At 67.1% G+C, this 12,347-nt stretch carries 8 protein-coding genes; 6 read left to right on the top strand and 2 right to left on the bottom strand.

The window, feature by feature from the left end:
• The first annotated feature begins 42 nt into the window (after positions 1–42).
• On the top strand, positions 43–786 hold the full coding sequence (locus ACIBI9_RS41705) for an amino acid ABC transporter ATP-binding protein (protein WP_397230965.1): 744 nt from the start codon (positions 43–45) through the stop codon (positions 784–786).
• Here ACIBI9_RS41705 and ACIBI9_RS41700 read toward each other — a convergent pair.
• The gene (locus ACIBI9_RS41700) at positions 783–2,255 is read right to left on the bottom strand and encodes an APC family permease (RefSeq protein WP_397230963.1); all 1,473 of its coding nucleotides are present in this window, start codon (positions 2,253–2,255) and stop codon (positions 783–785) included. The genes ACIBI9_RS41705 and ACIBI9_RS41700 overlap by 4 nt on opposite strands.
• 125 nt (positions 2,256–2,380) lie before the next feature.
• Positions 2,381–3,682 carry an MATE family efflux transporter gene (locus ACIBI9_RS41695; RefSeq protein WP_397230961.1) on the bottom strand — a complete coding sequence of 434 codons (1,302 nt, stop codon included), beginning with the start codon at positions 3,680–3,682 and terminating at the stop codon, positions 2,381–2,383.
• 282 nt (positions 3,683–3,964) lie between these two features.
• Here ACIBI9_RS41695 and dnaB point away from each other — a divergent pair, with 282 nt between their 5' ends.
• The 5 genes from dnaB to ACIBI9_RS41670 all read left to right on the top strand — a co-directional run bounded on the left by dnaB (position 3,965) and on the right by ACIBI9_RS41670 (position 12,273).
• Entirely contained in the window at positions 3,965–5,320 is a 1,356-nt protein-coding gene (dnaB, locus tag ACIBI9_RS41690) for a replicative DNA helicase (RefSeq protein WP_397230959.1), read from the top strand.
• A gap of 134 nt (positions 5,321–5,454) precedes the next feature.
• Entirely contained in the window at positions 5,455–6,234 is a 780-nt protein-coding gene (locus tag ACIBI9_RS41685) for a TnsA-like heteromeric transposase endonuclease subunit (RefSeq protein WP_397230957.1), read from the top strand.
• Complete coding sequence (locus ACIBI9_RS41680) at positions 6,231–8,381, top strand: helix-turn-helix domain-containing protein (RefSeq protein ID WP_397230955.1); 2,151 nt, start codon at positions 6,231–6,233, stop codon at positions 8,379–8,381. Before ACIBI9_RS41685 ends, ACIBI9_RS41680 begins: the two co-directional genes overlap by 4 nt.
• Positions 8,378–9,529 (top strand): ATP-binding protein, encoded by a 1,152-nt coding sequence (locus ACIBI9_RS41675; RefSeq protein ID WP_397230953.1) that lies wholly within the window; start codon positions 8,378–8,380, stop codon positions 9,527–9,529. The genes ACIBI9_RS41680 and ACIBI9_RS41675 overlap by 4 nt, the downstream gene beginning before the upstream one ends.
• Entirely contained in the window at positions 9,526–12,273 is a 2,748-nt protein-coding gene (locus ACIBI9_RS41670; protein WP_397230951.1) for a TniQ family protein, read from the top strand. The genes ACIBI9_RS41675 and ACIBI9_RS41670 overlap by 4 nt, the downstream gene beginning before the upstream one ends.
• Positions 12,274–12,347: the final 74 nt, after the last annotated feature.

Below are 12,347 nucleotides of genomic sequence, written 5' to 3'. Positions count from 1 at the left end.
ACACAGCCCGGTCAGGCTCATGCGCCCGACGAAGGAGGGCACATGAGTCTTCTCACCATTGACGGGGTGTGGAAGAACTTCCACGGCCACAGCGTGCTGCGGGGCATCGACCTGGAGGTGCGCCCGCACGAGGTGGTGAGCCTCATCGGGGCCTCCGGCTCGGGCAAGTCCACGCTCCTGCGCTGCGTCAACCTGCTGGAGACCGTGGACGACGGCGTGATCCTCCTCGACGGCGAGGACATCACCGACCCGCGCGTGAACGTGGACGACGTGCGCAAGCGGCTGGGCATCGTGTTCCAGGCGTTCAACCTGTTCCCGCACATGACCGTGCTGGACAACGTCACGCTCGCGCCGCGCCAGGTGCACAAGGTGGCCAAGAGGGAGGCCGAGGAGCAGGCGCACGGCCTGCTGGCCAGGTTCGGGCTGGCGGACAAGGCGCGGGCCTACCCCGACCAGCTCTCCGGCGGTCAGCAGCAGCGCGTGGCCATCATCAGAGCGCTGGCCACGCAGCCCAGGCTGATGCTGCTGGACGAGGTCACCTCGGCGCTGGACCCCGAGCTGGTGCTGGAGGTGCTGGGGGTCATCAGGGAGCTCAAGGAGTCGGGCATGACGATGATCCTCACGACCCACGAGATGAGCTTTTGTCGCGATATTTCGGACACGGTGTGCTTCCTTGACGGCGGCGTGCTCCTGGAGAAGGGCCCCGCGGAGCAGATCTTCACCGAGCCGGAGAACCCCCGTACCAGGGAATTCCTGCGCAGCGTGCTGGAGTCGGGCCGGCTCTAGCGGCGGTGGCGTCCGCGTGCCGGCTCGATCGGGGTGCGCGGGCGGGCCAGCAGGCTGTGGCGCCGGCCGTACACGAGGTAGACCAGCAGGCCGAAGGCCATCCACAGGGCGAACCACGCCCAGGTGAGCAACTGCAGGTTCACCATCAGCCAGAGCGTGGCCACCAGCGACAGCCCGGGCAGCAGCGGCGAGAGCGGCACCCTGAACCCCCGCTCCAGGTGCGGCATGCGCCGCCGCATCACGATCACCCCGGCCGCCACGAACGCGAAAGCGAACAGCGTCCCGATCACCACGAGCTCCTGCATCGTGAGCACCGGCACGAACTCGGCCAGCACGATCGCCACGAACCCGATCAGCAGCGTCACCCGGGTCGGAGTGTGATATTTCCGGCTGACCGTGGCCAGCCCGCGAGGGATCAGCCCGTCACGGGCCATCGAGAACAGCACCCGCGTCTGCCCCACGATCAGCACCAGGATCACCGTCGTCAGCCCGAGCACCGCGCCCACGTCGATGACGTGCACCATCCAGTCCACGCCGACCGCCCTGAACGCCCCGGTCAGCGGCGCGTCCTCGGAGATCTTCGTGTACGGGACCATGCCCACCATGACCAGCGCCACCGCGATGTAGAGGACGGTGGCGATGATCAGGCTGCGGATCATGCCCTTGGGCACGGCGGTGGGCGCGTTCGCGGTCTCCTCGGCGGAGGTGGCCACGATGTCGAACCCGATGTACGCGAACGCGATGGCCGAGGCCGCCGCGAAGATCCCGAACCAGCCGAACGCGTGGCTCTGCCCGAACAGGATCTCCAGCACGTTCGTGGGCGCCTTCGGCAGGATCTTGGACGGCACGTGGAACTCGCCGAAGTTCCGCACGTCGATGTGGGGCAGGCCGACGACGATGACCGCCCCGATGGCCAGGAGCTTGGCCGCCACCATGATCCACAGTGCCCGCAGCCCGATCCGCGCGCTGAGCGCCACCATGCCGGTGAGCAGCACCAGGATCACGAACACGAGGACGTCGCCGACGAGCTCCTGGTTCGGCACGCGTACCCCGAAGTTGGAGATCGCCCCGACCGTGATCGCCGCCCACGCCCTGGCCACGACGGCGGCGGCGAACTGCAGCTCCAGGATCAGCGCCCAGCCGATGATCCACGCCCAGACCTCGCCGAAGATGACGTACGTGAAGGTGTAGGCGCTCCCCGAGGTCGGCATCGTGGACGACAGCTCGGCGTAGCACAGGCAGGCGAGCAGGCAGGCGATGCCCGCGATCATGAAGGACAGGATGACGCCGGGGCCCGCCGTGGTGGCCGCCTGCTGCCCGGCGATGGAGAAGATGCCGGCGCCGATGATCACACCGAGTCCGAGCACCACCAGGTCGGCCGGACGGTAGAGCTCGGCCAGGCTGTGGCGGGCGCCCGTGCGCAATCCGGTCGCCTCGGAGGGCGGCAGTCGCCGCAGAATCGTGGACAAGGAACACCCCGCTCAGGGAACGCGCCCACAATGTCTCACCACTCGGACAACAGCAAGCACAGGACGGTCACAGTGTTTCCGCAGATCACTGCAGGTAGCGGGGCCTGTGCCCAAAGTAAGAGCGCCTACGCTCCGGTCACCAGCCAGGCGGTGCCGACGGCCCGGCGTACGAGGCTGACCAGACGGGCGAGCATCCACACCCCGAGCGCGCACCACAGGGCGACGACCCCGAAGCCGGAGGCGAGGAGGGCGGCGGGCAGGTACGCCAGCGTCGTCCACACCCCCGCCCACGCCAGATAGCGCTGGTCGCCCGCGCCGATCAGCACGCCGTCGAGCACGAACACGACCCCGCACACCGGCTGGAACGCCGCCACCGGCCACATCAGCGCCAGCAGCAGTTCGGTGACCTGCGGGTCCGTGTCGAACAGCCCGGGCAGCAGTGGCCTGGCGGCCACGACCAGGAGGCCGAGCAGCACGCCCGACCAGATGCCCCACTGCACCATCCGCCTGGTCGCGGCCCTGGTGGACACGACGTCCCCCGCGCCGAGCGAGCGTCCCGTGATGGCCTGCCCGGCGATGGCGATGGCGTCCAGCGCGAACGCGAGCAGCGTCCACACCTGGGTGGCGATGGCGTACGCGGCCAGCTCCGCCTCGCCCATCCTGGTGGCGATCACGGTGGCCGCGAGCAGCACCACCCGCAGGCAGAGGGTACGGACGAGCAGCGCGAACCCGGCCGTGCCCGCCTCCTTGACCCCTGCCAGACCGGGCGTGAGCGGTGTCCCCAGCCTCAGCGCGCCCCGCGCCACGACGGCGAGGTAGACGGCCGCGCCCAGGGTCTGCGCGATCACCGTGCCCCAGGCCGACCCGGCGATGCCCCACCCCAGCCCCAGCACGAACCAGGCGTTCAGGGCAGCGTTCAGCACGAACGAGCCGATGGCGACCGCCAGCGGCGTGACGGTGTCCTGCAGGCCGCGCAGCACCCCCGTCCCGGCCAGCACGACCAGCATGCCGGGCGCGCCGAGCAGGCTGATCCGCAGGTACGTCACGGCCTGCTCGCCCTGTCCCTCGCCCGCCCCGAACAACTCCACAATGGCGGGGGCCAGCGGCCAGCACACGGCGATCAGGAGCGCGCCGATCGCCAGGGCCAGCCAGATCCCGTCCACACCGCTGCGCATGGCCCGCGCGTGGTTCCCGGCGCCGGTCTGCCGTGCCACGGAGGCCGTGGTGCCGTACGCGAGGAAGACGCACAGGTTCACCAGGGTCGCGAGGACCGTGCCCGCCACGCCCAGGGCCCCCACCGCCGTGGTGCCCAGCCCGTGCCCCACGATGGCGTAGTCGGCGAGAAGGAAGAGCGGCTCGGCCACCAGCGCGCCGAACGCCGGAACGGCCAGCCGGAGTATCTCCCGATCCCGGGGGGTAATGAGCATTTGTCCATTATGGCCATTACACGGCGTGTCGGCGAAACTTTCTTTTCTCCACAGCCGGTGGATACCGTTCGCCCAGTTCAGAGGCCCTTCGATGGATATCCGAAAGAGTTATCCACAGGTGCTGTCCACAGGCCTTTCACATCCTGGGCACGGTAGTGCACAGCTTGGCCACAGGGTTGTCCACAGGTCGCGTTGCCGTCTGCTCGCGACTCCGAGAAACTGTCAGACCGGTCGGCTACAAGTGGGGGTGGTGCGACCGCCTGCAAGTGTTGAGGGGGCGCGGTGAGCATTGACGACGAGACGGGTGCAGGCCCTGGCTTCGAGCGCACCCCCCCACACAACATCGAGGCGGAGCAGTCCGTCCTGGGCGGCATGCTGCTGTCCAAGGACGCCATCGCCGACGTCGTCGAGATCCTGCGGTCCGACGACTTCTACCGGCCCGCCCACCAGATGGTCTACGAAGTCATCACCGACCTCTACGGACGGGGCGAGCCCGCCGACGCGGTCACCGTCTTCGACGAGCTGCAGAAGCGCGGCGAGATGGCCAGGGTGGGCGGGGCCGCCTACCTCCACACCCTCACGGCCGTCGTCCCCACCGCGGCCAACGCGGGCTACTACGCCAAGATCGTCAGGGAGCAGGCCATCCTCCGCCGCCTCATCGAGGCCGGCACCCGCATCGTCTCCTTCGGCTACGGCGGCCAGAACGAAGAGGTCGACGACCTCGTCGACCGCGCCCAGGCGGAGATCTACAAGGTCACCGAGCGCCGCACCTCGGAGGACTACGCGCCGCTGGCCGACATCATGCCCGGCGCCCTCGACGAGCTGGAGGCCATCGGCAGCCGCGGCGGCCAGATGGTCGGCGTGCCGACCGGCTTCCAGGACCTCGACCAGCTCACCAACGGCCTCCACCCGGGTCAGATGATCGTCGTGGCCGCCCGCCCCGCCATCGGGAAAAGTACGCTAGGGCTGGATTTCGCCCGTTCTGCGGCTATCAAGCATGGGATGACCACGGTCATCTTCTCGCTGGAAATGTCGCGCAACGAGATCACCATGCGACTGCTGTCCGCCGAGGCCCGGGTCGCACTCCACGCCATGCGCTCGGGCATGATGGGCGACGACGACTGGACGCGCCTGGCCCGGCGGATGAGCGAGGTGGCGGAGGCGCCGCTGTTCATCGACGACTCGCCCAACATGTCGATGATGGAGATCCGGGCCAAGTGCCGGCGGCTCAAGCAGCGTAACGACCTGCGGTTCGTGGTCATCGACTACCTCCAGCTGATGAGCTCGCCGAAGAAGACCGAGAGCCGGCAGAACGAGGTCTCGGAGATCTCCCGTGCGATCAAGCTGCTGGCCAAGGAGCTGGAGGTGCCGGTCATCGCGATCTCCCAGCTCAACCGTGGCCCGGAGCAGCGCACCGACAAGCGCCCCGCGGTGAGCGACCTGCGCGAGTCCGGATCCATCGAGCAGGACGCCGACATGGTCATCCTGCTGCACCGCGAGGACGCCTACGAGCGGGAGTCGCCGCGGGCGGGTGAGGCCGACCTGATCGTGGCCAAGCACCGTAACGGCCCCACGGCCACGGTGACGGTGGCGTTCCAGGGCCACTACAGCCGGTTCGTGGACATGGCGCAGCACTGAGGTCGGGCTGTAGGGGGCCGTTTTGGATGAGCAATGACCCCGATACATGAGCACCGAATGAGCAGTAACGCTGACAAGTGAGCAGTGCCAGGTCGACGATTGTTGTTACGGCTGGTTTGAGTGAGTCCTCTGAGGTGATCAGGGACGAGCTTTTGGAGGAGCCCGTGTCTGTTGATGATCGTGGTCCTTTCCCCCTGACCGGGGCAACCACTTCGGTGCGCTGCAAGGACGGCACGGAAGTCCATCGGCCCCTGGCGATGTTGCGCGCTGATCAGGTGCTCGCGGGCAAGCCATGGCGCGTCGTGCGTTCTCGCCGCGGCCAGCGTCATTTCTCCGGTTTGTACTGGTCGGCGACTACCAGCGGGCACGTGGTCTACGAGAGTCGCCTGGAGTTGGCGCGGCTGTTGCTGGCGGACTTCGACCCGACGGTAGTCGCCATCGCCGCGCAGCCGTTTCGTATCCACGCTCGTGTCGATGGCCGACTGCGACGACATGTCCCAGATTTCCTTCTCGTGTATGAGGATGGGTCGGTCACCGTGGTCAACGTCAAGCCGACGTCGAAGTTGTCCGACCCGAAGATCGTGGAGGCGCTGTCCTGGCCTGCGCAACTGATTGAAGGTCACGGGTGGGCGCACGAGATCTGGACCGGTGAGGGTCAGGAGACGCTGCTGGCCAACGTGCGGTTCCTGGCCGCCGCCCGCCGTCCGGAGCTCGTTTCCGCCGAGGCGGAATCGAAGGTGTTGTCGGCGCTGGTTCCCGGCGACACCGTTCGCACCCTCACTTTCCGGCTGGCTGGAGTCCTGGCTCCGGATCAGGTCAAACCGGTGGTGTTGTCGCTGCTTTGGCGACATCGCCTGACCACTGACATGGGGCGGGTTGTCGACGAAGACAGCGTTTTGCGAGGTGCCGCATGACCGGATGGAGCGTCGCCTTACGGGTCGGTCTGAGCGTCGAGTACGACGGCCGGGCGTGGGAGATCGTGGAGATCGAACCGCCGAGCGTGCTGCTGTCGGATCGGGTCGGAACCGCGATCCGACAGGTCTCCATCGGGCATCTACTCGCCTCGCCTCAGGCCCGATTGATGGTCAAGGGGGCAGCCGATCCGCTCGATGGAGTCGGCATCACCTTGTCGAACCTGGTCGGTGCCGAGCTGGCGGACCTGCGCACGCGGATCGGGCATGTGCAAGAGGTGCGCACCGGTTACCGGCGCGGGCACCAGGTGTTGGCGCTGCCTGGGGAACCACGCGAGTCCTACGCCCCAGGTGTGGGGAAGCTGGAGCGGTATGAGGCCAAGGCGGCCGAACTCGGTGTCGGAGTTTCCACGATCCGCCGGTGGGTCGCGAGCTTCGAAAGCGACGGTCCGGAAGCGCTGATCGATCAGCGCCGCGGGCGGCGGCGTGATCTTCTCGGTGGAGTCGATCCGCTCTGGCTGGACATGGCCCGCACCGTGCTGGGCGAGCACACCGAGGCCAGCCGCCCCACTCAGAACATCGTGTTGCTGCGTATCCGTGCGAGGCTCGATGACGAGCACGGCGCCGGTGTCGTGGCCGATCCCAGTACGACGCGGGCGCGGCAGCTGTTGCGCGAGCTGTCACGGGGAACCCACGCGTTCGGCGGCACGAAGACCAAGCGTTCGATCGCCAGCCGTCCCTCGGCGCCCTACGGTCGGCTGCGCGCGACCAGGCCAGGTGAGTACGTCCTGCTGGACACCACGCCACTCGACGTGTTCGCGATGGATCCCCTCACCTTGCGCTGGGTGAAGGCTGAGTTGACGATTGCGATGGATCTCTACGACCGGTGCATCACCGGTCTGCGCCTGACCCCGGTGTCCACCAAGGCCGTCGACGCCGCGGGCGTGTTGTTCGAGACGGTGCGCCCGCTGCCGGACACCGTACGCAACGGCATCACCTACCCGCAGTCCTACCACGGTCTGCCGCGCGGAATCGTGATCGACGCCGACAAGCTTGTTGATGCCGACGGTGTCGCGTTGCTGCCGTCGGTCGCGGCCGAGACGATCGTGGTGGACCACGGCAAGATCTACCTGTCCGAGCAGTTGCTGTCGGCATGTCAGCGGCTGGGGATCTCGGTGCAACCGGCCAGGCCATTCCAAGGCAGTGACAAGGCCGCGCTGGAGCGGTTCTTCCGGACCCTGCGGGAAGGGCTGCTGGTCGCACTTCCCGGCTACAAGGGTCCCGATGTCCACAGCCGGGGTCTGGACGTGGAGCAGCAGGCGTTCTTCTTCCTCGACGAACTCGAAGCGATCATCCGGCAGTGGATCGCGACGGTCTATCATCGGCAGGCCCATGAAGGGTTGTGCGTTGCGGAGTTGCCAGGCTTGCCGATGTCTCCGCTGGATATGTATGGGCATGGCGTCAGCCGGGCCGGTTATCTCCAGATCCCCGCCCGTGCCGATCTGGCCTTCGACTTCCTCAAGGTCGTCTGGCGCACCGTGCAGCACTACGGTGTCGAATACGGCGGGCTGCGCTACAACGGCCGAGTCCTTGCTGACTTCGGGGACACGATCAGCCCGTATACGGGGCCCAATAGCGGCAAGTGGCCGTTTCGGGTAGACAGCGGCGATGTCAGCCGCCTCTACTTCCAACACCCGACCTCTCGCGCCTGGCACATGCTGCGCTGGGAACACGCCGACGCCTGCCAAGGCCCGTTCAGCGGCGAAGCGCTCGCCTACGCGCGCCGCCTGGCCTTGGCCAGCCATCGCTTCCCCGACACCAAACGCGCGTTGATCGAGATCCTGGAGCAGTGGGACGCGGGACTGACCCGCAGTCCTGTCGAGCGGCGCATGGCCATCCGCCTGTCGGAGCAGCGGCTGCGGCTGGTGCCGGCTGACGCGCTCGGCGAGGAAACCGACGTGCCGCTGCCCTCGATTCCCTCCACTCTCCCGCGAGGAGAGGGCGCCCGGGAACCTGAGAAACCGGCGGAGGTTGCGCAGGAGTGCGACGACGATAGCGAGGACGAGCTCGACGCAGGTTTCCCCGGTGAACCGATGGAAGCCGATGGCGGCGATGACGACTTCTACGCCGACGCCATGGACATCGCATGAGTCGCGGCCAGCTGCGCAATCAGGAACGGCGCTACAGCCTCTCGACCAAGCGCGGCTGGCGTCAGTACGCCGAGAGCCCAGTTCGTGAGCGTCCCGAAGTGCTTGACCGCACCCGGTTGGCCACGCTGTCCACCCAGGCCAGGGCCGAGTACGACGAGTACCGTGCGGTCTGGCACGCCAACCTCGGCCCTATCCGGACCCCGCAGTTGCTGGATGTCCATCGAGATCTGTGGAACATCCTGGCCAGCAATCGAGAGGATGGCGACAAGCCGCGCTTCCCCGCGGTGATCGACGCTTTCCCCGGGCTGGGCAAGAGCACAATCGCCAACGCCTTCGGCCGCGACTACCAGCGCCACCAGGTCGACCTCTACGGCGCACAGACCCTGGAGGGCCACGAGCACATCCCGGTCGTGCGCATCCAGCTGACCGATGAGACCACCCGCCGCGACTTCAACTCGATGCTCTGCCGGTTCTTCAACTTGCCCGGTTGCGACAGGGGCAACGCCAACCAGCTCGGCCACAAGGCCGCCGACGCGATCATCTCCTGCGGCAGCACCCTGATCATCGTGGACGACGTGCACTTCCTGGACATGAGGCGCAAGAACGGGCGAGCCGTCGCCAACCACTTCAAGGCGTTGACCAACGACTTCCCGGTCACCTTCCTCTACGTTGGGGTGGGACTCGACCAGCGCGGTCTGCTCGATGAGGGTCTCGCCCCGGGACAGGAGGAACTCGCCCAAAACAGCCGGCGATGGACCCCGCTCGCAGTCCCGCCGTTCACCATCGACGACGAGCCCGGCCGCCAGACCTGGCGCAACCTGCTACTCACGATCGAGAAAGCGGTTGTGCTCGCCGACAAGTACCCCGGCATGATCGCCGATGATCTATCTGACGTGCTGTTCGCCAGATCCACCGGCCACTTCGCGTCTTTGATGACGCTGATCAAGCGCAGCTGCCACAAGAGCATCACCGAAGGTGCCGAACGGCTGACCGGCGACATCCTCGCCAGGACCAAGAACGACGCGGCAGCCGAACGCGCTCGCCTGGAACTGGAGGCGGCCATCGCGGCTGGCCGCCTGTCCAGCCGCCCGACAACTCCCCGTGGCCGACGCAGCGTTTCCGGACAACCGGCCGGGACGACGACATGACGCCGATCCTCGACACCGTCCCCATCCGGGTCCCGCCGTTGCCCGGCGAGGCGATCGACAGCTGGCTGGAGGCATACGCCCGGCGCCTGCGGTGCAAGGTCGGCGAACTTCTGGCACTGGCAGGAGTACCCGCCCCGACCCGCGCTGCATGGGCGAGCAGGCCGTGGACCGCGGCGAGCCATTCCAGCGACTTCGCGGCGATCAGCGCGCTGACCGGGGTGCCAGTCACAGATCTGGACGCGATGACCTGGGGTCGTTTCAACGGATCACTGGTGACGCTGGCACCCACCGCGCGCCGTCACGGGCCGGTGAGGTGGTGGCGGCATCTGAGCGGCTCGCGCTTTTGCCCCGACTGTCTGGGTGAAACAACAGGACGGTGGATGTTGACCTGGAGGTTGCCGTGGACGTTCGCCTGCCTGGTCCATCAGCGGCTTCTCGCAGACCTGTGTGATTCATGCGGGCGACGGCCTCGCGGCACCTGGGCGGGTCAAAGACCATCCGGCGGACCTCCCGACCGCTGCCGCTCACCGCGACCCGCCGAAGATCTCCCCATCACGCTGGCAGCCGACGACGCCAAGATGTGCGGCCGGCAGCTCTCGCAGATCACCTCCAGACGACTTCCCGCCGGCGGACGGGTCTTGTCGGCGGCGCGCCTGCTGGAATCCAGCATCGGCGATGCCACCACCGGCCAGCCGAATACCGACCCGATCACCTTGTTGGACAATCTGCATGCGATCGCGCGTTCCTGCCTGAACGCCTACGACCGCAGCACGCCGGAAGAGCTTCCCGGCGTGGTCCTCGACATCCTCGCCGAGCTGGGTGTCGATTTCGCCGGGCCGCTCGAACGCCCGCCGACGCGCTTCGGGCCGCGCGACCACCACGCACCCACGATCGCCTTCGCGGTCACCCTCGCCTGCCATGCTCTGACCGCGCACGGCACGGGCCTCGATCCGGTCATCGCGACCTGGCTGGCCCGGCATGAGAGCCGGGCCAGCACACACGCCAATCCGGCCGTGATCCTGAAACGCTGGGCCAGCGCCGAGCCCACGGTTCAGCAGGCCATACTGCTCGCTGCCGCACCCCGCACACGGGCCATGGACCGGCTGCGCTTCCGCATCGACGGACCAGCGCCAGGAGCACCAACCGAACACGCCCACCTTCACCGGGCATCTCACGTTCCCGCCCTGTTTTGGCCCGGCTGGGCTCTTCGCCTGAATACCGGGACGCATGAAGGACAGTGCCTGCCCTTCCGGGCGGCGCTGAGCACCGCCCTCGTCCTCATCGGCAGCGACGCCAGCGTCGAGCAGATCAACGCGGCCTTGGGCAGAACCAAGGTCAAATCGACGGGTGCCAAGACTCTGTCGTGGCTACTGCAGGACATCACGACCGAGGAGAGCAGGCACGCCTTTCTCGCCGCGCTATGCCACCTCGCCGCAGGCCTGGACACCCACGGAAGTCCGATCGACTACGCCCGGCGGCGCGCATTGTTTACCACAGTCGACCTCGATCTCGACCTGCTACGCGAGCACTTCAACCTCACCGGGCTGCGTCTTCCCTCACCGGGAATGCTCCGTCATTACCGTCTACGCGTGGCCGAGATACTCACCGGCCACCATCCGCAATACCGGCCAACCCCCACCAGCCCCGCAATAGATCACCGGCAGGCACGCACCTACGAAGAAGCGACCCTGCGCAACACCGGTGCCGTCTCCACGCACTTGGAAGAGCAAGCCCGGCTCATTCTGGACGCCGCAGACATTCACGAGCCCGTCAGCTGGGAACCTCCCTTCACCTGGATCCCAGAACTCCGCTGGCCGGGACCTCACCCCGACGACCTCGACATCGCGTCCATGTGGAAACTCCTCCGCGAGGGCCACAGACCTTCCAACGTCGCGCAAGCCCTCGCCACCACCGCCGAGCACATCTGGGTCGCTGCCCTGCGCCATCCCGAGGCAGCCGGGCAAGGGCCGACTCCCCAAGGCCGAGTCCAGAAAATCCCTCGCGCTCTCCTACCGGACGCCGAACAGATCCGCCACGGGCACGAGCAAGGACTCAGCCTCAGCGATCTGGCTACCCGATTCGCCTGCAGCTACACAACCATCAAACGCCTCGCCGCCGAGTACGGCATCACGTTCCCGACAGGGGGGCGCCGCGCGTTCGCCATCGACCCCGAATGGTTGCGTGACCAACTAGAGAATCAGCAGCGCACGCTCAAGGAGATCGCCGAGGAACTCGGAATCGCCAGCGGACATCTGGCTGAACTGGCTCGTGAACTGAGCATCCCCATTCGGGGACGCGGTTCGCATAACAGCCGACATCCACTGACTCCCTACGGTGGTCCACACGCCTTCACACCAGAGGTGTGGTCGGCGCTCCAAGGAGAGCGCAGCGTCAAACGGGCCCGAAGATTCCTGGCCGCGACCCAACACGCCACTCTTCGCCAAGCAGCGGCCAACCTCGGCATCTCCAGCGCCAACCTGCACCAACTACTCAACGTGCTCGAACGGCGAACCGGCACCCTGCTCTTCGAGCGCAAGGGCAAGAGACGAACCCTGACCCTCACAGAAGCCGGGCATGCCTTCAGCCGCAACGTCCAACAAGCTCTCGACCTACTTGAACGTCCTCCGCCAAAGACACCACGAGCAGAAGACGCACCAATCCAATGGCTACGAGGAGGGCCGAAACATGGCCGACACCGCCAGAAAGGATCACCAACATCAAGCTCAACTGCTCAACTACTGTGACTCACCCTCCCAGCGTGATGCTCGAATACGCCGACCAGCCGGTTGTTTTGCTCATCTCCGGCCGATCCCTACAC

It is taken from the genome of Nonomuraea sp. NPDC050451, from assembly GCF_044458585.1.
Note: the sequence above shows the minus strand (reverse complement) of the source record. Positions and strands in the feature narration are given on the sequence as shown.